The 21,276-nt window shown below is 64.6% G+C and carries 20 protein-coding genes and 1 tRNA gene; 10 read left to right on the forward strand and 11 right to left on the reverse strand.

Annotated elements, in window-relative coordinates; all coding sequences use genetic code 11:
• The first annotated feature begins 940 nt into the window (after nucleotides 1-940).
• Together QW863_RS04630 and QW863_RS04635 are read left to right on the forward strand one after the other, a co-directional pair.
• Nucleotides 941-1,138 (forward strand): hypothetical protein, encoded by a 198-nt coding sequence (locus QW863_RS04630; RefSeq protein WP_006614936.1) that lies wholly within the window; start codon nucleotides 941-943, stop codon nucleotides 1,136-1,138.
• 86 nt (nucleotides 1,139-1,224) lie between these two features.
• Nucleotides 1,225-1,701: a GcrA family cell cycle regulator gene (locus tag QW863_RS04635; RefSeq protein ID WP_315711481.1), complete on the forward strand. Its 477-nt coding sequence runs from the start codon at nucleotides 1,225-1,227 to the stop codon at nucleotides 1,699-1,701.
• 202 nt (nucleotides 1,702-1,903) lie between these two features.
• Here the strand turns inward: QW863_RS04635 and QW863_RS04640 are convergent, their stop codons facing one another.
• Nucleotides 1,904-2,872 (reverse strand): SDR family NAD(P)-dependent oxidoreductase, encoded by a 969-nt coding sequence (locus QW863_RS04640; RefSeq protein ID WP_315711480.1) that lies wholly within the window; start codon nucleotides 2,870-2,872, stop codon nucleotides 1,904-1,906.
• A gap of 224 nt (nucleotides 2,873-3,096) precedes the next feature.
• Between QW863_RS04640 and QW863_RS04645 the strand changes: the two genes are divergently transcribed.
• The 8 genes from QW863_RS04645 to QW863_RS04680 all read left to right on the forward strand — a co-directional run bounded on the left by QW863_RS04645 (nucleotide 3,097) and on the right by QW863_RS04680 (nucleotide 12,412).
• Nucleotides 3,097-3,252 carry a hypothetical protein gene (locus QW863_RS04645; protein WP_315711478.1) on the forward strand — a complete coding sequence of 52 codons (156 nt, stop codon included), beginning with the start codon at nucleotides 3,097-3,099 and terminating at the stop codon, nucleotides 3,250-3,252.
• A gap of 401 nt (nucleotides 3,253-3,653) precedes the next feature.
• Entirely contained in the window at nucleotides 3,654-4,763 is a 1,110-nt protein-coding gene (locus QW863_RS04650; protein ID WP_315711476.1) for a BMP family ABC transporter substrate-binding protein, read from the forward strand.
• Entirely contained in the window at nucleotides 4,760-5,869 is a 1,110-nt protein-coding gene (locus QW863_RS04655) for an ABC transporter permease (protein ID WP_315711474.1), read from the forward strand. The genes QW863_RS04650 and QW863_RS04655 overlap by 4 nt, the downstream gene beginning before the upstream one ends.
• Before the next feature lie 3 nt (nucleotides 5,870-5,872).
• On the forward strand, nucleotides 5,873-6,799 hold the full coding sequence (locus QW863_RS04660; RefSeq protein WP_315711472.1) for an ABC transporter permease: 927 nt from the start codon (nucleotides 5,873-5,875) through the stop codon (nucleotides 6,797-6,799).
• A 15-nt stretch (nucleotides 6,800-6,814) separates the two neighbouring features.
• Nucleotides 6,815-7,498 (forward strand): isochorismatase family cysteine hydrolase, encoded by a 684-nt coding sequence (locus QW863_RS04665; protein ID WP_315711470.1) that lies wholly within the window; start codon nucleotides 6,815-6,817, stop codon nucleotides 7,496-7,498.
• Between the two features lie 50 nt (nucleotides 7,499-7,548).
• Nucleotides 7,549-9,024, forward strand: coding sequence for an ABC transporter ATP-binding protein (locus tag QW863_RS04670; RefSeq protein WP_315712595.1), 1,476 nt, complete (start codon nucleotides 7,549-7,551; stop codon nucleotides 9,022-9,024).
• A gap of 153 nt (nucleotides 9,025-9,177) precedes the next feature.
• Nucleotides 9,178-10,737: an oleate hydratase gene (locus tag QW863_RS04675; protein ID WP_315711469.1), complete on the forward strand. Its 1,560-nt coding sequence runs from the start codon at nucleotides 9,178-9,180 to the stop codon at nucleotides 10,735-10,737.
• Between the two features lie 115 nt (nucleotides 10,738-10,852).
• Nucleotides 10,853-12,412: an oleate hydratase gene (locus QW863_RS04680; RefSeq protein WP_315711468.1), complete on the forward strand. Its 1,560-nt coding sequence runs from the start codon at nucleotides 10,853-10,855 to the stop codon at nucleotides 12,410-12,412.
• A 529-nt stretch (nucleotides 12,413-12,941) separates the two neighbouring features.
• Here QW863_RS04680 and QW863_RS04685 read toward each other — a convergent pair.
• The 10 genes from QW863_RS04685 to QW863_RS04730 form a co-directional block, all read right to left on the reverse strand.
• Nucleotides 12,942-13,823, reverse strand: coding sequence for an AraC family transcriptional regulator (locus QW863_RS04685; RefSeq protein WP_315711467.1), 882 nt, complete (start codon nucleotides 13,821-13,823; stop codon nucleotides 12,942-12,944).
• A gap of 101 nt (nucleotides 13,824-13,924) precedes the next feature.
• Nucleotides 13,925-14,800, reverse strand: coding sequence for a class I SAM-dependent methyltransferase (locus tag QW863_RS04690; protein WP_315711465.1), 876 nt, complete (start codon nucleotides 14,798-14,800; stop codon nucleotides 13,925-13,927).
• A gap of 224 nt (nucleotides 14,801-15,024) precedes the next feature.
• A complete protein-coding gene (locus QW863_RS04695; protein WP_315711464.1) occupies nucleotides 15,025-16,050 on the reverse strand; it encodes a DUF2806 domain-containing protein in 1,026 nt (341 codons plus the stop codon).
• Between the two features lie 113 nt (nucleotides 16,051-16,163).
• Nucleotides 16,164-16,241, reverse strand: a tRNA-Pro gene (locus tag QW863_RS04700).
• A gap of 205 nt (nucleotides 16,242-16,446) precedes the next feature.
• Nucleotides 16,447-17,010: a MerR family transcriptional regulator gene (locus QW863_RS04705; protein WP_315711463.1), complete on the reverse strand. Its 564-nt coding sequence runs from the start codon at nucleotides 17,008-17,010 to the stop codon at nucleotides 16,447-16,449.
• A 137-nt stretch (nucleotides 17,011-17,147) separates the two neighbouring features.
• Nucleotides 17,148-17,504: an integration host factor subunit alpha gene (locus QW863_RS04710; protein ID WP_315711462.1), complete on the reverse strand. Its 357-nt coding sequence runs from the start codon at nucleotides 17,502-17,504 to the stop codon at nucleotides 17,148-17,150.
• Nucleotides 17,505-17,635: 131 nt separating this feature from the next.
• Nucleotides 17,636-18,610, reverse strand: coding sequence for a beta-ketoacyl-ACP synthase III (locus QW863_RS04715; RefSeq protein ID WP_315711459.1), 975 nt, complete (start codon nucleotides 18,608-18,610; stop codon nucleotides 17,636-17,638).
• Nucleotides 18,607-19,668 carry a phosphate acyltransferase PlsX gene (plsX, locus tag QW863_RS04720; RefSeq protein ID WP_315711458.1) on the reverse strand — a complete coding sequence of 354 codons (1,062 nt, stop codon included), beginning with the start codon at nucleotides 19,666-19,668 and terminating at the stop codon, nucleotides 18,607-18,609. Before plsX ends, QW863_RS04715 begins: the two co-directional genes overlap by 4 nt.
• A gap of 319 nt (nucleotides 19,669-19,987) precedes the next feature.
• Entirely contained in the window at nucleotides 19,988-20,614 is a 627-nt protein-coding gene (locus QW863_RS04725) for a DUF177 domain-containing protein (RefSeq protein ID WP_315711456.1), read from the reverse strand.
• Nucleotides 20,615-20,618: 4 nt separating this feature from the next.
• Nucleotides 20,619-21,155 (reverse strand): ubiquinol-cytochrome C chaperone family protein, encoded by a 537-nt coding sequence (locus QW863_RS04730; RefSeq protein ID WP_315711454.1) that lies wholly within the window; start codon nucleotides 21,153-21,155, stop codon nucleotides 20,619-20,621.
• Nucleotides 21,156-21,276 lie beyond the last annotated feature (121 nt).

The raw sequence follows: 21,276 nt of genomic DNA on the forward strand, positions 1-21,276 counted from the left end.
ACGCGAGGTGGTTGGACTTGCGCAAGCCAACTGCTCCCTGGGGTTATGGGTCCCCGCGTTCGCGGGGACGATGCCATTGATGCCGCGCGAGGGAGCGCATCGAACGACGCGTGACGTCGCGCTGCCGCGGCAGATCCTGCCCGGGTCATGCTGCAGATCTCACCCTCTGAAATGTCGGAGGGCGCAGGGAAGGCCAGGCGCCGGCTGGCGCCTGCGGCCCGCCTGCGAGAAAAATGCAGGCGGCAGGTACCACAGGTGCAGCCGAGAACGCCCGGCCTTCCCTGCGCGATGGTCTTCACGCTTATACGCAGTCTGCCTGGTGCGCCGGGCTTTCTGGCCACCATGCACGCAACGCGCTCGCGCGCCTTGCGTGGGGACACCAGCGTCGGGGTGTCAGCACGCTGCGACTTCACGTCCACAACAAAACCGTTCGTCCGCGCGTCCCTGAGAACACGCTTCGGCTCCATCGCGGCCATCGCTCCCCGCCTCGCGTGTCGTGACGATCGCGCGCAACGCCCCTCCGGCCGAGGCGGGATGGCGACACTAAAGCACGATTTCCGGAAAAGCGAAAGCGTTATTTCTGGAATGACGAACTTTTCTAGCCGAAGGCCGCAGTGGCCGCGGGTGACCGACCGCCTGCTCGGCCAGCAATCCCCACCAGGGTTCCCCAACCACGCACCGCAGGACGGCGGCGGTTGAAGCGACCATCGGACACCGCAGCCCACGCGAATCTTCCCGGCCCGTGCGTCCCCGTACCATTCCGGCCCCGGACTCGCCGAGCGGGCGGAGAGTCACCATCGCGACCTCGCCGATTCGTCATATTACGATAAAATTCAATATCTTAACCAGTTATCCCCAAGCCGCTGTACAACCTATTGGATTCCTAATAGAGTCTAAAAAGTTACTTTTCTGTACACCGGTTACGGACTAGCTTTTAGGCATGGCGACGGAAAAAGCCGAAACTGACCGCATCCCCGTAACCCTAGCCCTGGCAACCATCGGCTATCTCGAAAAGCTCGTGAAACAGGGAACCCACGGCACCAGCGTTCCGGGTGTCTGCAGAACGTTGATTGAAGAAGGCATCCGGCTCGCCATCAAGGATGGGCTGCTGTCGATTCGCGACAACGGACGGGCGTAAGCTAGGGACACGCAACGCGGACAACAGTTTCGGTGCAGCCGTCGGCCAGGACGATCCAGGACGGATCAAACTTGGAAGCGACAACAATGCCCGCCGAACGACAGACACTCCCCACCTGGACCGAGGAACGGCTCCAGGCCCTGAAGCAGCACTTTGAGGCCGGGCTGACCTGCCGAGAGATCGCCGCCGAGCTCGGCGTCAGCCGCAACGCCGTGATCGGCAAGATCTCCCGCCTGGCGCTGACGCGCGACAATGGCGGCGACACCAGGCGCGTGGTGCGCGCCGAGACGACACGCGATGGCGCACGCCGTCCCGTGCCAAAGCTGCGCCGCCGCATCCTGCGCGCGGTTCAGAACGACCCGCCGCCTGTGATCGTCGAGGAGCCGGTCGGCACCGTCGTGAACGGCTGCTCGCTGTTCGAGCTCTCCAAGGAACGCTGCCGCTGGCCGATCTCGACGCCCGGCGCGGATGATTTCTGCTTCTGCGGATCGAAGCCGATCGAGGGGCTGCCGTATTGCCCGAGCCACACGCGGATGGCGTACCGGGTGGCGTCGTCGCGGTAGGCAACAATCTGCCGAGCTCCTTGTCGGAGCCTTCCCCGCGCGGGCAGCAGAGCCCGCATAGAGCTAGCTGACGCGCTACGCCTTGCTAAGTCTCCGCGTTCTGCGGGGACGGCGCGGCGGTCTCGTCTCCCCTCCCCCTTGCGGGGAGGGGAGCTCACCGTCTGCGTAGCGAGAGCAGCGATCTTTAACTAACAACAATCCCCTACCCCAGCTTCCACCCCGCCTCCTGCGCGAAGCGCTGGAAGAACTCGGGCTCGTAGGCCTGCTCCGGCGACTGGCGGACGCGCAGGTCCAGCAGCTTGGCGTCCTCGCCGACGAGGATGCGCCATTGCTCGGCCTTGACGCCGTCAAGGATGATCTTCGCCGCCTGTGCCGCCGTGGTCGGGGCGTCCTCGAGGAAGCTGCGGGCGCGCTCGCGGGCGGCAGCCTGGATGTCGGCATCGCTCATGGCGGCGACGTCGATGCCCATGCCCTTCATGCGCTGGCGCGCAAGCCCGATCTCGGTCTCGCTCAGCTCGTCTGACTCGGTGCCGCTCTGCACCTTGCGCGAGTTCGACACGATCGAGGTGCCGATGTGGCCGGGCATCACCACCGAGCATTTGATGTGCGGGGCGTTGAGGCGGAGGTCGTTGATCAGCGCTTCGGTAAATCCCTTCACCGCGAACTTTGCGGCGCTGTAGGCGGTGTGCGAGACGCCCATGCCGACCGAGGCCCAGAAGCCGTTGACGCTCGAGGTGTTGACGATATGGGCCTCGTCTGCCTTCAGCAGCATCGGCAGGAAGGTGCGGACGCCGAGATAGACGCCGCCCCAGCAGATGTTGAAGGTGCGCTCCCACTGCTCCCGGGAGTTGGTGAACAGGCTGCCGCCGCCGCCGATGCCGGCATTGTTGAACAGCAGGTGGATCCTGTCCGTGGCCTGCTGCTCGGCGAGCTCATCGCGAAAGCGCTGCAGCTGCGCTTCGATCGAGACGTCGGCGACATGGGTGGTGACACGCAGGCCCTGCGGCAGCTTCTCGGCCTCGCACAGCCGCTTGGTTTCGGCCATCGCCTCGGCCGAGACGTCGCACATGGCGACGTTGCAGCCTTCGGCAACGAGCTGGCGCGCGAGCTCGCGGCCCATGCCCGTGCCGCCCCCGGTGATCACGGCGATCCTGCCGGCGAAATCCTTCATTGGATGGTCTTCCTTCCCTGCTGCGGGACGGCCATGCCGTCCCGGCGACTTGCTCGTTCTCTTCGCGGAACGCGTTCCGAGCTTAGGACGTTTCGCCGGCCTGACCAGAGGGGATGTCGGGGATTTGCGTTGCAGCGCATGCAACGAAGATTTCAGCTTGGGGTTGAACCTTCTCGAGGGGCGTCCGACTTATTCCACGGGGAGGCAGGCTCGAGGAGGTTCGCATGGCGTACCAACAGGGGCACTGGCAGGACGAAGGCTGGCGCGACACGATGGTCGATCCCGCGGGATCTGACGACGGCGCCTATGTGACGGGCTGGACGATCAGCGGGCTCGCAGTGATCGGCACCATCGTCGCGGTCTGGCTGCTCGGGATCTGAGACCCCGAGACCGTCTGCAGCAGATATGAAAAGGCTCGCCACCGGCGATCGGCCTGCGCAGGACGATTGCGCCGCCGCTCCTCCTCGCCGCGACGTTCGTTCTGCACCGCTTTGAGCTGGAGGCCGCCGCCGCGTCGCAGGCAGCGGTACAGGTCCCATCCGGTCGAACTCGTTGCATACAATTAAAGTCAATTGACTAAATTTTAGGCTGATATCAGGCAGGAAATTCGTCTGCCTAAGCTGCGATCATCTGCAAAATGTTGCCATTTCAACAGCTTGGTGCGCCTGCCTTCCCGCGCGCCGCTGGCACAAAGCTTGCGATCACCCCCTTCAAGGCTCCGCCGTGGCGGTGAAGCCGAGATGACAGCGCGGGCGGACCGACCCGCCGAGGGAGCTCACCAATGGACTTTGGCAGGATTTCACGACGGCATCTGTTGCAGGGTGGCGCGGCGCTGACGCTCGGCGCAGCCGCGGGCCTGCGGCCGGCCTTCGCAGCGGAGACGACGATCGGCTTCATTTATGTCGGCTCGCGCGACGACTACGGCTACAACCAGGCGCATGCGCAAGGCGCGGCGGCGCTGAAGAAGCTGCCCGGGCTGAAGGTGATCGAAGAGGAGAAGGTGCCGGAGACCGACGCGGTCGAGAAGACGATCGAGTCGATGATCAATCTCGACGGCGCCACGCTGCTCTTCCCGACCTCGTTCGGCTACTACAATCCGCACATGATCAAGATGGCCGCGAAGTATCCGAAGCTGCGCTTCGAACACTGCGGCGGCCTGTGGAGCGAGAAGGACCCGAAGAACGCCGGCTCCTATTTCGGTTATATCGACGAGGCGCAATACATTGCCGGTATCGTCGCCGGCTATACGAGCAAGAGCGGCAAGCTCGGCTTCGTCGCCGCCAAGCCGATCCCGCAGGTCCTGCGCAACATCAACGCCTTCACGCTCGGCGCCAAGCTCGCCAATCCCAAGACCACCACGCAGGTGATCTTCACCGGCGACTGGTCGATGCCGGTCAAGGAGGCCGAGGCCACCAACAGCCTGATCGACCAGGGCGTCGACGTGCTGACCTGCCATGTCGATGGTCCCAAGACGATGGTGGAGAATGCCGCGCGCCGCGGCGCCTTCGTCACCGGCTATCACGTCAACCAGTCGCCTTTGGCACCGAAAGCGTATCTCACGGGCGCAGAATGGAATTGGGAAGCGCTGTATCCGAAGTTCGTCAAGATGCTCCAGGCTGGCGAGAGCATTCCGAACTTCTATCGCGGCGGCCTCAAGGAAGAAGTGGTCAAGATCTCGGCGTATGGCGAGGCGGTGTCCGAGCAGGCGCGCAAGCATGCCGACGACATCAAGAGCAAGTTCCTCGGTGAGGGCTACACCATCTTCAAGGGCCCGATCAAGGACAACAAGGGCAACACCGTGATCACCGCCGGCACCGAGCGCGGCCAGAAGGATCCTGAGCTCGAGAAGATGGACTACCTGGTCGAGGGCGTGATCGGAGCCACGTCGTGACATCAGAGGCGGCCGATCCGGTTGATGCGGCCGCCATCGCGCCGGCCGCCGACGCAGGTTTCCTGCAACGCTATGGCGCGAGCATTGAATACATTCTCATCCCGGGCGCGGCGCTGGTCGCCGCGCTCATCGTGTTCGGCATCTTCGTCGCGCTGTTCGGCAAGAACCCGCTCGATCTCTATTGGTACATGTATTACGGCGCGTTCGGCACCTGGTTCTCCTGGCAGAACACGCTGACGCGGGCAGCTCCCTTGATCCTGACAGCGCTGTGCACCGCCCTGCCCGCGCAATTGGGCATGGTGATCATCGGCGGCGAAGGCGCGCTGCTGATCGGCGCGCTCTCGGCAACCTCGGCGGCGCTGGCGCTGCAGGGCATGCCGCCGCTGATGGTGCAGATCGCGATGGTGATCGCCGGCATGACCGGCGGCGGGTTGTGGATCCTGCTGTCCGGGGCCTTGCGGCAGTATCGCGGTGTCAACGAGACGATCTCGAGCCTGCTGCTGGTCTATATCGCGCTCGCGATCCTCAACCATCTCGTCGAAGGCGCGATGCGCGATCCGGCCAGCCTCAACAAGCCGTCGACGCGCGAGATCGGCGCCGCCAACATGATCGGCAGCATTCCCGGCACCGACGTGCATTGGGGCCTGGTGTTCGGCCTGATTGCCGCCATCGCGGCCTATGTGCTGATCTACCACACCACCTTCGGCTTTGCCGCGCGCGTCGCCGGCGGCAACATCCGCGCCGCCAAGATCGTCGGTCTGTCGGTCGGCAAACTGATCCTCACCGTCTGCTTTCTCGCCGGCGCCTGCGCCGGCCTTGCCGGCATGGTCGAGGTCGCCGCCGTGCAGGGCCGCACCAATGCCAACCTCGCCGTCGGCTACGGCTTCACCGGCATCCTCGTGGCATTCCTGGCGCGGCAGAATCCGCTCGCCATCATTCCGGTCGCGATCCTGCTCGGCGGCATCAATGCGTCGGGCGGACTGCTGCAGCGCCGGCTCGGCCTGCCCGACGCCTCGGTGCTGGTGCTGCAGGGCATCATCTTCATCTCGGTGCTGGCGAGCGACGCGCTCTACGGCCGCATCGGTTTCCTCAAGGGAAAGTCCTGATCCATGGCTGACGGCAATATCGGGCTCTGGACCGTGCCGCTCGCGGTGCTCGGCGGCGCCATCCGCGTCTCCACGCCGTTCCTGTTCGTGAGCCTGGGGGAATGCATCACCGAGCGTTCGGGCCGCATCAATCTCGGCCTCGAGGGCACCCTGGTGATGGGCGCAATGAGCGCCTATGGCATCTCCTATCTCACGGGATCGCCGTGGGCAGGCGTGCTCGCCGCTGGCCTCACCGGCGCGCTGCTCGGCGCGCTCCACGCCGGCATCTGCTCGCTGCCGCGCGTCAACGACGTCGCGGTAGGAATCTCGCTGATGCTGTTCGGCACCGGCCTCGCCTTCTTCCTCGGCAAGCCGCTGATCGAGCCCACCGCCGCGCGGCTGCCGGCGATCGATTTCGGCTGGTGGAGCGACGTGGCGCAGGTTCGCGCCGCGCTGCGCATCAACGTGCTGTTCCTGCTTGGCGTGGGACTCGCGCCGTTGCTGCTGTGGGCATTCAAGACCACGCGCTGGGGCCTCCTGATCCGCACTGCCGGCGAGAGCGCCGACGCGGCGCGGGCGATGGGCCATTCGGTGCTGATGATCCGACTGCGCGCCACCATGGCCGGCGGCTTCCTTGCCGGCATCGGCGGCTCGTTCCTGTCGCTGTTCTATCCCGGCAGCTGGAACGAGGGCTTGTCGTCGGGACAAGGCATCACGGCGGTGGCGCTGGTGATCTTCGCACGCTGGGACCCGATGCTGTGCCTGTGGGCCTCGCTGGCTTTCGGCGGTGCTGCGGCGCTCGGACCGGCGCTGCAATCCGTCGGCGTCACCTCCGGCTATCACTTGTTCAATGCCGCGCCGTATATCCTGACGCTGCTGATCATGATCATCACCTGCTCGCCGAAACGCACCCTGAGCGGCGCGCCGGCTGAATTGTCCATCACCCGCTGATTTCGGAGGTCCATCATGACCGCGCGCACCATCCGCTCCGAGCCCTATGCCTGGCCCTACAACGGCGATCTCCGTCCAGAGAACACGGCACTGATCGTGATCGACATGCAGACCGATTTCTGCGGCGTCGGCGGCTATGTCGACAAGATGGGCTATGACCTCTCCTTGACCCGCGCCCCCATCGAGCCGATCAAGACGCTGCTGACGGTGATGCGCGCGCGGGGCTTCCTGATCATCCACACCCGCGAGGGCCACCGCACCGATCTCTCCGATCTGCCCGCCAACAAGCGCTGGCGCTCGCAGCAGATCGGCGCCGGGATCGGCGATCCCGGGCCGTGCGGCCGCATCCTGGTGCGCGGCGAGCCCGGCTGGGAGATCATCCCGGATCTCGCGCCCCTGCCCGGCGAGATCATCATCGACAAGCCCGGCAAGGGCTCGTTCTGCGCCACCGACCTCGAGCTGATCCTGCGCCTCAAGGGCATCCAGAACATCGTGCTGACCGGCATCACCACCGACGTGTGCGTCCACACCACGATGCGCGAAGCCAATGACCGCGGCTTCGAGTGCGTGCTGCTGTCGGACTGCTGCGGCGCCACCGACAAGGGCAATCACGATCACGCGCTGAAGATGATCAAGATGCAGGGCGGCGTGTTCGGCGCGGTCGCGACCTCCTCCGCGCTGATCGAGGCGCTGTCGTGATCGGCGACGATCCGACGCCTGCGGGCGCGTTCGGCGTCGAGGCCATCGCGATGACGATGCGCTTCGGCGCGTTCACCGCGCTCGACAATGTCGAGCTGAAGGTCAGGCCCGGCTCGTTCCACGCGCTGCTCGGCGAGAACGGCGCCGGCAAGTCGACCTTGGTCAAATGCATCATGGGCTACTATCGGCCGACCGAGGGCGACGTGCTGATCGCCGAGCGCGAGCGCGCAATCGACAACCCCAGGGATGCGCATGCGCTCGGCCTCGGCATGGTCTACCAGCACTTCACGCTGGTACCGGCGATGACGGTGGCCGAGAACCTGGTGCTGGCGCGTGACGACGTACCGGCAGTGGTCAACTGGGCCAAGGAGAAGAAGGAGCTGGAGGCCTTCCTGGCGCGCATGCCGTTCCGCGTGCCGCTCGACGCCAAAGTGTCGGACATCTCCGCCGGCGAGCGGCAGAAATGCGAGATCCTCAAGCAGCTCTATCTGAAGCGGCGCTTCCTGATCCTGGACGAGCCGACCTCGGTGCTGACGCCGGGCGAGGCGGATGAAGTCCTGGGCATGCTGCGCAAGATGGTCGAGGCCGGCGAGCTGACCATTTTGATGATCACCCACAAATTCCGCGAGGTCATGGCGTTCGCCGACGAGGTCACGATCCTCCGGCGCGGCAGGCTCGCCGGCCGCGGCAAGGTCGGCGAGCTCACCCCCGACGACATGGCGCGGATGATGATCGGCGCCGAGCAGCTCACCGTACAGCCGGCGCGCACCGGCGAGGCCGGTGCGATCAGGCTCGCGATCGACAAGCTGGTCGCCCGCGACGACGCCGGAGGCCTGGCAGTGCATGACCTGTCGCTGACCGTACGCGCCGGCGAGATCGTCGGCATCGCCGGCGTCTCCGGCAACGGCCAGCGCCAGCTGGTCGAGGTGCTCGCCGGCCAGCGCGAGGCCGAGAGCGGCGCTGTCAGAGTCTCCGGCGCAGCCTATTCCGCCACGCGCGACGAGATGCGCCGGCACAAGATGTCGCTGCTCCCCGAGGAGCCACTGAGGAACGCCTGCGTCGGCGCCATGAGCGTCGCAGACAACATCGCGCTCCGCGAGTTCGACCGCGCTCCGTTCGCGCGCGGCGGCTGTTGGCTGAACAAGTCCGCCTTCCGGAAGGACGCGACCGCCAAGATCAACCGCTACAAGATCAAGACCCGCACGCCGGACACGCCGATCTCGGCACTCTCAGGCGGCAACGTGCAGCGCGCCGTGCTGGCGCGCGAGCTCGGCCACGACGTCGAGGTGCTGATCGCCGCCAATCCCTGCTTCGGCCTCGACTTCGCGGCGGTGGCGCAGATCCATGCCGAGATCATGGCCGCCCGCAACCGCGGCGCAGCCGTGCTCCTGGTCAGCGAGGACCTCGACGAGCTGCTCGAACTGTCCGACCGCCTCGTGGTGATGTTCCACGGCCAGCTGGTCTACGAGACCCGGGCGAGCGGTGCCGATCTCACCGAGATCGGCCGCCACATGGCCGGGCATTGAGCCGGCCCCGCGAAACGACTTCAACGTGTTGACGACTAATTCATCGCGCCGGGGTAACATGGCTCCCGGCGGGCTTTGATCGGCCTGTGATACGCCGCGCCTGCCGGCATTTTCGTTATTGTGTTTCAAACCCTTAGATTGCAGGTCGGTCTCATGAAGGCCTATTTCATCGGCGGCGGCATCGGTTCGCTCTCAGGCGCAGCATTCATGATCCGCGACGGCGGCATCTCCGGATCGGACATCACCATCTTCGAGAAGCGCCTGCCCTATGGCGGCAGTCTCGACGGCGCCCGTCTTCCGGACGGCTCCTACTCGATGCGCGGCGGGCGCATGCTGACGACCGAGCAATACGAATGCACTTGGGACCTGCTGTCGACCATTCCCTGCGAAACCGACGCTCAGGAGACCATCCTCCAGGAGACCGTGGCGTTCAACAAGCTCCACATCACCCACGCGCAGGCGCGGCTGGTCGACGGCAACCGGCACAAGGTCGACGTCTCGACCATGGGCTTCTCGATGCAGGACCGCATCGAGATGACCAGGCTCACCGAGGCCTCCGAGGAGAAGCTCGGCAATTCCTTGATCTCGGACTGGCTGTCGCCGCCTTTCTTCACCACCAATTTCTGGTACATGTGGCAGACGACGTTTGCCTTCCAGACCTGGCACAGCGCGGTCGAGTTCAGGCGCTATCTGCGCCGCTTCATGAACGAATTCCCGATGATGGATACGCTTGGCGGCGTCAAGCGGACGGTGCACAACCAGAACGACTCGATCGTCAAGCCGCTGGTCCGCTGGCTCGAAGGCCACGGCGTCAACTTCGTCGGTGGCACGGATGTCACCGATATCGAGCTCGTCACCATCAGCGGCAAGCACCGCGCCGTCAGGCTTGCTCTGACGCAGGACGGCGCGAGCCGCACGATCGATCTCGCCGACGACGATCTGGTGTTCTACACGGCCGGCTCCATGACGGATGCGACCAGCCTCGGCAGCCACGGGGCTCCGCCGCAACAGCTCACCAAGGACGACAGCCACGGCTGGACCCTGTGGGAGAAGCTCGCACACGGCCGCCCCGAGTTCGGCAATCCGGCCGCGTTCAATTCATCGGTTCCGGAATCGAGCTTCGAGTCGTTCACGGTGACCTGCCGCAATGCGCGCTTCTTCGATGCGATGCAGACTTTCACCGGCAATGTCGCCGGCACCGGCGGGCTCGTGACGTTCACGGATTCGAACTGGCGGATGTCGATCGTGCTCTACACCCAGCCATACTTTCCGGACCAACCCGACAACATCAGGATCTTCTGGGGCTATGGGCTTTATCCCGACCGCGTCGGCAATTTCGTGGGGAAGCCGATGTCCGAGTGCAGCGGCGCCGAAATCCTGAAGGAGCTGTGCGGGCATCTGCGCTTCCCGCTCGCCGTGTTCGACGAGGCGACCTGCGTGCCGTGCTGGATGCCCTACATCATGAGCATGTTCATGCCGCGCAGCTATGGCGACCGGCCGCTACCGGTGCCGCTCACCTCGCAGAATCTCGCCTTCATCGGCCAATATGTCGAGCTGCCTGAGGACGCCGTTTTCACGATCGAATATTCGGTGCGCGCGGCCATGCATGCGGTCTATCAGCTCTTGAAGATCGACCGGGCCATTCCGCCCGTGACGCCCTACGACAAATCGCTGAAGGTGCTGCTGCAGTCGGTGGTGAAATCATTCGCCTGACGGACCACGCGAGATCGTGATCACCACGCGTCGCAGCGCTTGACCTGGATCAGTTCCACGAGGGAACACAGCGGCTAAGCCCCGGATCGTAGCACACGATCCCGGGTGAACCATCATGAAGGCGTATTTCATCGGCAGCGGCATCGGCGCATTGGCCGGCGCGGCATTCCTGATCCGTGACGGCGGCGTCGAAGGCCGCGACATCACGATCTTCGAAAAGCACCTGCCCTATGGCGGCAGCCTCGATGGTGCGCGGCTGCCCGACGGCTCCTATTCGCTGCGCGGCGGCCGCATGCTGACGACCGATCACTACGAGTGCACGTGGGACCTGCTCTCCACCATCCCCGATGCCGGCGATCCCAACCGCACCGTGCGCGACGAGACGATCGCCTTCAACAAGGTCCATGTCGCGCATTCGCAGGCGCGCCTCGTCGACCGCAACCGGCACAAGGTCGACGTCTCGACCATGGGCTTCACCATGCAGGACCGTCTCGAATTGGTGCGGCTGACCGAGGCCTCCGAGGAGAAGCTCGGCAACTCCCGCATCACCGACTGGCTGTCGCCACCGTTCTTCACCACGAACTTCTGGTTCATGTGGCAGACGACGTTCGCGTTCCAGCCCTGGCACAGCGCGGTCGAGTTCAAGCGCTATCTGCATCGCTTCATGAACGAGTTTCCGCGCATCGAGACGCTGGCTGGCGTCAAGCGCACCGTGTTCAATCAGTACGACGCGATCGTCGTGCCGCTCGTCAAATGGCTGGAGGGCCATGGCGTGAATTTCGCCGGCGGCGTCGACGTCACCGACATGGAGATCGCGACGGAAGCCGGCAAGCACGTCGTCAAGCGCCTGACGCTGGATCGCAGCGGCCAGCCGGAGACGATCGCGCTGTCGAGCGACGATCTCGTCTTCCTGCAGAACGGCTCGATGACGGACGCGACCAGCCTGGGCACCCAGGATGCACCGCCGCCGCGGCTCACCAAGCAGGACAGCCAGGGCTGGACGCTGTGGGAGAAGATCGCGAAGGACCGCCCCGAGTTTGGCAATCCCGCCGCGTTCAACTCATCGATCCCGGAATCCTGCTGGGAATCGTTCACCGTCACCTGCCGCAATCCGCGCTTCTTCGACGCGATGGAGGCGTTCAGCGGCAACGCCGCAGGCACCGGCGGGCTCGTCACCTTCACGGAATCCAACTGGCTGATGTCGGTCGTGCTGTATCACCAGCCGCATTTCGCCGATCAGCCTGCTGACATGCAGGTGTTCTGGGGCTACGCGCTGCATCCCGACCGCATCGGCAATTTTGTGCCGAAGGCGATGGCCGATTGCGGCGGCGCCGACATTCTCAAGGAGCTCTGCGGCCACCTCAACTTCGACCTCTCGGTGTTCGACCAGGCGACCTGCGTGCCCTGCCGCCTGCCCTACATCACCAGCATGTTCATGCCGCGCAACAAGGCGGACCGGCCGCTGCCGGTGCCGGCGAACTCGAAGAACCTCGCCTTCGTCAGCCAGTTCGTCGAGATCCCCGACGACGTCGTGTTCACGGTGGAATACTCGGTGCGCGCGGCGCAGATGGCGGTCTATCAGCTGCTCGGAATCACCCGGGCGATCCCGCCGATCACGCGCCACGACAAGTCGTTCCGCGTGCTGATCGAGACGATGGAGAAGGCATTCGCATAACGCCTCTCGCATCGGCAAGAACGAGCGCGCCCGGATCAGTCTCGATCCGGGGCGCGCTTTCCGTCTCGCGAGGCACAGATGCGCCTCGATCCTTGTTGCGTGAATTGTCAGTAGCCGAGCAGTGCGAGACCGACCCAGCTGACGGCAAACAGCGATACCACCGAGGTTGCAGCGGCGAAAACGGACAGCGAAACTTTCAAAGTCCTGAGGACCATACGCGCCTCCTTCAACGACAATGAACAGCACATCGGGGTGAACCCCGATGTCAGTCTGAAATTTCCTGGAACCGGCTCCACAACGAGCCGAACACAGGTTTGGTGCGCGCGTGCGCGCAAAGGTTCAATGTCAGGGTGTGGGGCCTCAATTGAGCTGCTCGATCGTTAACGGACATGGCCGATCGCGGTTCCCGAACGGAACTGGAACCGCTCCAACGTAGGCCCCTCTCCCCCTCAGAGCCGCCTTCTGCGGGGCTCGAAGGTTGAGAAGGCTCCTGGCTGCAAGTTTTTAGGATGGATCCGGCCGTCAGGCGCTATTTCAGCGGCAGGAACAGGTCCGCAGCCATCTCGTGCTCGGGAACCTCCGGGAAGAAGTTCAACCGCTGGCAATAGATCGGGAAGTCACGCGCCTCCTCGCCGCTGGCCGGAAGCCAGTCGCGATAGAGGAACAGCGCGGCCGGCTCCAGATTGTGGGTGTTGCCGACGACGCGCAGCACCGCGCAGCGTCCGCCGGGGATCACGCCGGCCCTGATTGTCGCGTCCTGCGTTTCGACCGGCTGGTCGGTCCCGACACAAAGGTCCACGCTGTAGTCGGCAGGCGAGGCCGGGCGACGCTCGGAGCGCCAGACCGTGAAGGTTGGATTGGTTCGGGGATGCAGGCCGGCGGCCTTGCGCCAGGCGATGAAGCGCTGGATCGTGGCGCCGAGCGTGGCCGGGTCGCCGCGATGCTCCATGATCGCCACCGGCGTGGTCGGCACCTCGCGAATCGTCACGTCGTCAGGGGTATAGGTCGTCCGCATCAGCTTGCTCCTTGCGTCGTCGAGAGGCCCGAAGGCCGCAAGCCACGGCTCCCAGTCGGGAGATTTCCGGAACGATGACGGCGATTGCCCGAACCGTTGCCGAAAGGCGCGGGCAAAGGCGTCCGGCGCATCGTAGCCGGCCTCCATCGCGACCTCGGTGACGCTTTGGGCATCGCTGTAGGCCAGCTGATAGGACGCCCGCTTCATGCGGGCGAGCTGGATGTAGCGATTCACGGACAGACCGAAGGTCGCCGTGAACTGCCGGTGGAAATGATATTTCGAGTAGGCCGCGATGCTGCTCAGCGCGTCCAGATCGAGATCATCCTCCAGATGCCGGTCGATATGATCCAGCACCCGCTGCATCCGCGCATGGTAGTTTCGCAGCGCCGCCTTCATCGTTCCCTGCTCCGTGGCGGCTTCAGCTAAGCGCAGGCGGACATGACGCGCTCGACCGATCTTGCGGCTTTGTCACGGGGCTCAGTGATCAAGACCGACTTTCACGGATCGACGGCCGTCACGGTCCAGAACGAAGCGGGCACCATGACGCCCGGGCCCTTGGCGTAGCGCGCCAACGCCTTCCTCACGGCGGCCGTCGCGGCCTCCACCGCCTCGGACGACTGCCCGGCCACGGCACGGCCGGCGGGCCCGATCGCGAGAGCCGTCTGCACCGCGCTATCGAGGCCGGCGCCCGCGCCGAAGTCGAGCGCGACGTCGTGACGCTCCAGCCGGATGCGCCGCAGCCCGGCATCGGTCGTCACCTTCTCCATCCACTCGGGAGCACCGAACGCGAAATCGTCCGGCGCGTGCGGCGGCAAGCCCGGCAGCTTCGGCACGTGGTCATAGGCCGCCTGCAGCGGCTCCAGCGCCCACGGGTTGTCGCGCAGCTCGCCCCAGCAGGCGAACGCGACGCGCCCCTCCGAATGCAGCGCATTGCGGATGTTGAGCACGGCGCGCACCGGATTGGCGAAGTACATGACGCCGAGGCGCGAGATGACGAGATCGGCGCTCGCGGCCTTGAAGTGGTGCACCATGGCGTCGCCTTGCACGAAGCTCACCGGCGCATCGGCAGGGGCGAGCTCGTGGGCCGCGGTCAGCATGGCTGCGGACACGTCGAGGCCGAGCACGCTGCCGCCGGGGCCGACCTTCTCGGCCGCCGCGATCAAGGTCGCCCCGCAACCGCAGCCGATGTCCAGCACCCGTTCGTCCGCCTGAATTGCCGCGCGCTCCAGCAGCGCCTCCTGCACCGGCGCCAGCAGCGCATCGATCTCGGCGCGGCGCGCGACCCAGCGCCCGCCGCCCGCACCGTTCCAGAAGGCGATCTGCTCGGCGTTCTCGAAATGCCCAAAGGAGATGTCGGCGACGGCGGCGTCCATGACGGAAGTCTCGGCAACAAAGTTCACAAATGAAACGGGCCGGATCGAACAGCGTCCAGCGGCGCCCAGTTCGGGTAGTTTAGGGGGTGGCTAGCGAATTGAAAAGCGTTCGTCGCAGCGCAAACGTAAGCTCACCGCGCCAAGGTTTGCTCATTCCTATTCCGCCGATAGGCCACGACTTCCGCCGGGGCAACGGCACTATAGGGGCACCGCTGTACCGAAACTCAGATCTCGAAGAACCTGAATTTATTGGATTCGACTTCAAGCATGTCAAATTCAATATTTGGGCTATGTTCGCGTAGCTTTTTTGCGAGCTCCTGAAAAGCGATGCGTCGATTGTTTGGCAGAATTTGTGCCACGGCATTTCCAGCATTCGTTAGTACGTATACCGGTATCGCCGGAACACCATTCTCATCGAACAGCAGCGGATTCTTTGCTTCGGCTCCGAGAAACAGGGATTTCATATCAATGTTACTGTCGGCCAAGAAGGCGAGAGCATACTCACCGAGGCCAAGCACCCAACGGCTTTTGCCGTCGCTGCCCGTAACAGAATTGAAGGACCGGATCTGGCCTAGTCCGGGTTCAACCATGAGTCCGGCAGAGCTCAGCAGAGTAACATGATCAAATGGCAAATCGCCTACCAAGCTCCTAGGCAGAACGTTCGCTAGCCGCGACTTACAAACCTCCTCAAAGAGATGAGCCGTTTCTACATCTAACTCATCAACTATTCGGAGTACCTTTGGCGAGAAAGTACCTGGGTTTCGGATTTCGGCCGAAAGAACTCGCCCCCATCGTTCCCGAAGCTCCTCCGTCGACGCATCCTCGGCATAACGTTCCAACCGACCTAGGAATTGCGGATCTAGCTTCTCGGGACCACTTTCTGCCTCGTCCTCGGTCATCTGAGTGTGTCGTAGATCTTCGATGGTGCAGGCCATCACACCATCTTTGTTGATCTGACGACCGAATATTTGCTCAAGGTGCTTTTCTGCGACGCGCTCAGCAAATTGAGGATCTCGCTTCAGGCGCCTCAGCCCATAATCCACGATTGCGCTTATGACCTTTTTTTCTCCGTCGATCGTTGCCCGATCCCGACTAATACGTCTCTCCATCGGAATGTTCAGCAACTCGACGGCATTTCCGCATAAGCGATCAAAAGCAGCGACGAATCGGCTCCTTGCTTTTGCCTTTACCCCTGTGGGGGTAAGATCCACAGAAACAGAGGTTTCTTTGTCCAGATGGTCTTCATTCATCTCGGACCTTTTTTATAATTGGTGTCGGCTTGGCAGCCGGAGCAAACCCTGCACTGAGAAGCTTGCCACCGATCCAGAGGATAACCCGCGACCGGCTACGACGATCTAAAAAATGGTCGGAGCGGCGGGATTCGAACCCACGACCCCTAGTCCCCCAGACTAGTGCGCTAACCGGGCTGCGCCACGCTCCGATGGCCGTTCCTCTAGCCGTGATCGGGGCGGGATGCAAGGCACGGCGGAAGGGTTTCATGGCGTGATCGGATGGAGCGGAGATCGTCGCCCTTCGCCCCCTTCCAGAACGGTGGAGGGTGCACAGCCGACCCGCGGCGCTCGGCGTGGCTCAATGCGGCGGACACCCGCCGCCATGCTGGCGCGTTCTGACGACCAGCCCCGCCCTCAGACTTCCCTCATCGCCCGGTCGAGCAGCGCGCGGCAGTCGAGCAGCTCCTTGAGCACGCCCTGGAGCTTCTCCCGCTCCTCCGGCTTCATGCCGGCGCGGGTCGGTGGACCGACGCGGAAGGTGTCGAGGATGTCGTCCTCGGTGTCGACGAAGCGGAAGTCGATGCCCTCCTCGTCGGAAGCTTCCTCCTCCTCGTCCTCCGATTCGACCTCGGCCTCGCCGATCGGCTCCTCTTCCATCATCGCCTGGCCGAGCGTCTCCTCCATCGCGCCGAACGAGACCGCGGCGGAGCTGTCGGCCAGTCCCTGGACCGATTTGACGCCGTGCTCCTTCAGGATGCGCTGCACACCCTTGATGGTGTAGCCTTCGCCATAGAGCAGACGCCGGATGCCCTTGAGCAGGTCGACGTCGTCGGGCCGGTAATAGCGCCGGCCGCCGCTCCGCTTCATCGGCTTGATCTGGGCGAACCGGGTCTCCCAAAACCGCAGCACGTGCTGCGGAATGTCGAGCTCCTGCGCGACCTCGCTGATCGTCCGAAACGCATCCGGCGCCTTGTCCAAATGCCCGTTCCCCTTCGACCGTGCTGACAAGAAAGTGGGAGACTACGCTGAAAAGATTGGACGAACTATACGCGGGACGAACGATACGCCTTCGACACGGGCCCTGCCGACAACGCGGCGGGGCGACGGCCTCGGCCCTAATCCGGCTCGGCGCCGAACTCGGCGCTGGCCTCGCCGTTCATCTTGCCGCTGCCCTGCTGGCCGTTGATGCGCTGCTTCAGGATCGCGGACGGCTTGAACACCATGACCCGCCGCGGCGAGATCGGCACTTCCGTGCCGGTCTTCGGGTTTCGTCCGATGCGCTGCCCCTTCTTGCGCACCATGAACGACCCGAAGGACGATAGCTTGACCGTCTCGCCGCGCTCGAGGCAGTCGGTGATCTCCTTCAAGACCAGCTCGACGAACGCAGACGACTCCGTCCGCGACAGCCCCACCTTCTGGTAGACTGCCTCGCAGAGATCGACGCGTGTGACTGTTTTTCCGGTTCCCGCCATCGCCTGCCCCAAACTCACGGCGAATAATTCGCTCCGGAAATTAAGAGGTTAAGCGGCGGTGGTCAACAGCAGCGTGAATAGAAGTACAGGCCGTAGTGCCAATCTCAGCGTAATCCCGCCGCGCGGCAGGCTCACCAGCGCACCAAAGCCGAGCCCCAGGTGAAGCCGCCGCCCATCGCCTCCAGCAAGACCACGTCGCCCTTCTTGATGCGGCCGTCCTTGACGGCCACGTCGAGAGCCAGCGGGATCGAGGCAGCGGAGGTATTTCCATGCCGATCGACCGTCAATACCACCTTCTCCGGCGCGATGTGCAGCTTGTGCGCCGAAGCGTCGATGATTCGCTTGTTGGCCTGGTGCGGCACGAACCAGTCGATGGTCTCGGCCGACAGGCCGGTGGCATCGAAGGCGTCGACGATCACGTCGGTGATCATGCCGACGGCGTGCTTGAACACCTCGCGGCCTTCCATCCTCAGATGCCCGACGGTCTGGGTCGAGGACGGACCGCCGTCGACATAGAGCTTGGCCTTGTGGCGGCCGTCGGAGCGCAGATGCGTGGTCAATACGCCGCGATCGGCTGCCGTGCCGCCCTGCTCCTGGGCGTCCAGGATCAGCGCGCCGGCGCCGTCGCCGAACAGCACGCAGGTGGTGCGGTCGTTCCAGTCGAGGATGCGCGAGAAGGTCTCGGCGCCGATCACCAGGGCGCGCTTGAACGAGCGGCTGCGCAGGAAATTGTCCGCGGTCGCGAGCGCATAGACGAAGCCCGAGCACACCGCTTGCAGGTCGAACGCCGCGCCATGATGAATGCCGAGGCCGTTCTGCACGGCCACTGCAGTCGCCGGAAAGGTGTTGTCCGGGGTCGAGGTGCCCAACACGATCAGATCGATCGACTGCGGATCGACGTCGGCCGCGGCCAACGCGGCACGGGCCGCGTTGATCGCCAGATGCGAGGTGAACTCGCCGTCGGCTGCGACGTGGCGCTCACGGATGCCGGTGCGCTGCACGATCCACTCGTCCGAGGTCTCGATGCGGCTTGCCAGCTCGGCATTGGTCACGACCCGCTGCGGGAGGTACGAGCCACAGCCGAGCACGACCGAACGAATTGTCACGAGACAGCCTCCTGGGCGACGGGTTCGGACGCCGGCGCGCCGCCGTCGGGATTGAGTGTTTGATTGATCTTGGTCAGGAGATCGTAGCGGGCCATCTCATAGCCAACCCTGACCGCCGAGGCAAAGCCCTCGGCATCGGTTCCGCCGTGGCTCTTGACCACCATGCCCTTGAGGCCGAGCACCACGCTGCCGTTGGATTTGCGCGGGTCGAGCCGGGCCCGCAAAGCGGCGAAGGCGCCGCGGGCCAACAGATAGCCGATCCGGGCAAGCCAGCTCGCCTGGATCGCGCCGCGCAGGAAATCCGTAACCTGGCGGACCGTACCCTCGGCCGTCTTCAAAGCGATGTTGCCGCTGAAGCCTTCGGTCACGACCACGTCGGCGGCGCCCTTCCCGATGCCGTCGCCCTCGACGAAGCCGATATAGTCGAGCTGCGGCAGGTTCATCGCGCGCAGCTGCTCGGCCGCCTCGCGGATCTCCTCATGGCCCTTGATCTCCTCGACACCGATGTTGAGAAGGCCGACGGTCGGCCTGGGCTTGTTGAACAGCACGCTCGCCAGCGCGCCGCCCATCACGGCCAGCGCGACCAGGTGGTGGGCATCGCCGCCGATGGTTGCCCCGAGGTCGAGCACCACCGATTCGCCGCGCGCAGTCGGCCAGATCGCGGCCAGAGCCGGCCGGTCGATCCCGTCCAGCGTGCGCAGGCAGAAGCGCGCCATCGCCACTAGGGCGCCGGTATTTCCCGCGGACACGGCGACGTCAGCCTCTCCCTTCTTCACCGCCTCGATCGCGAGCCACATCGACGAGGTCTTGCGGCCGCGCCGCAGCGCCTGGCTCGGCTTGTCGTCGTTGCTGACGGCGACGTCGGTGTGGATGACGCGCGAGACCGCTTTCAGCCGCGGATGCCGGTCGAGTTCGGCGACGATCTTGGCACTGTCGCCGAACAACAGAAACTCCGCATCTGGATGGCGGCTCAGCGCGATCGCGGCACCGGGGATGACGACGGCCGCGCCGAAATCCCCGCCCATGGCGTCCAGCGCGATTCGAACCTTTTGAGGCATGACGTCCCGGAAACCTGATCTCGAGCTTTGTCTCGTCTTGGCCGTGACTTGGTTGGCCGTGTTTGGCGGTCGTTCAGAGGCATTGCGCGGCCGGTGGACGGGCCAGAGGCCGTCCGGGCCTTTTCGTCGCACCCCGACCCGGGCGCGACAATAGCGTCTCTCCGTGTCGAAACAACCTCCCGGGAGCGATGCATTTTGCAACCGCCGCGCCGGGCCGGGGTCAGCAGGGGCCCGCCTTTGCCATCGAAATCAGCAGCTTGAGAGGATTTCGAGAGGCTTTGTGACAGGATCGATCGTTTCCGGCCTGCCCAACGGCGCGTCAATCCTCACCCGTTTTCTTCGCTTTGACCGCGCCCGGCCCGGCGGCATCTGCCGATTTCAGCGCCTTCAGCGCCGCGAAGGGATGGTCCTCCGACTCGGCGGCCGCTGCCGCCGGCTGCTCGAACACGGCACCGGGCTTGCGCGGATAGGGATCGATCCCCAGGAACAGTGCGTCGGCGGCGAGCCGGCCGAGGTCGATCTGCCCGCCAATGATCGGCTCCGGCGGATCGGCCGTCTCCACCTCGCTGTTGGGATCGTCCTCGACCAGATCGGCGAGCTCCGGAATCTGCTCCGGCGGGGCGAACATCAGGTCGATCGGCTCGTCGATCTCGATCTCGATCGGATCGAGCGTGACGACGCAGGTCTGACCGATCCGGGCCTGCACACGGCCCTCGACATGCACCTTGCCGTCCCGCTTCTGGACGACGTCGAACGAGGCATGGGCCGAGATGACCTCGCGCAGATCGGCAATCGCGGCGAGCGCGTTGCGCGTGGCCTCGTCGGCCTCGATCTCGCGATGCAGGCCGGCATCCGGGATCTGCGCCACGATCACCGGCGGCGCCCGCCAGGGGTCCTTGGAAGGGTCTCGCGCCGTTTCGCGCGAGGTGTCTCTGTCTCTGGTCATGTCGCTAGTCCTGCTGAACCGGCCGCGGGAAGCTCCAGCCGGCGCCGAGCAGCCTGTTGTCGTCGAGAGCGGCGAGGTGCGCGGCCACCCGCGCCGCATAGGCGGCAAGTCCGGCCGCGCTGTCCGGATGCTCCCCGTTCAAGATATTCTTCTGCAGTGCGTCCGCCAGCCGGGCCTCGCTCTCGGACCAGGCAAGGTCATAGGCGGCGGTGCGGCCATAGAACGCCTCGCCGAACTTCTGCATCCGCTTGGGCACGGTGAGATCCCCCACCCCCATCTCGCGCAGATTGTCGTCCATGTCGTCGCAGAACCGGTCGAACAGCGCCTGCGACAGGTCCGATCCCACCCCGCGCAGCCGCCGCAGCACCAGCCAGAGGTGCAGAATCAGCAGATCGAACCGCCCGTCGACCGTGTCAGGGACATTCAAGTGTCTATAAAACAACGGGTCTCGGGTTTGTGCCACGATCGTGCCATAGATCGGCTCGATGGTTCCGCGCGGGGACGGTCGGGATTTCCTGAGATGGTTGAATGGCCAGAGCATGACGGTTCCGCGGTCGAGTTTCCCTGACCCTGTTCAGGGGCATGTTGCAATCCGCAAGTTTGCCCGGTACGTCAACGCCCTGCCCGACGCAAGGGGACGGGATCCGATCTGAAGAAGATGA

Source organism: Bradyrhizobium sp. SZCCHNR1017 (assembly GCF_032381375.1).
Lineage (GTDB): Bacteria > Pseudomonadota > Alphaproteobacteria > Rhizobiales > Xanthobacteraceae > Bradyrhizobium.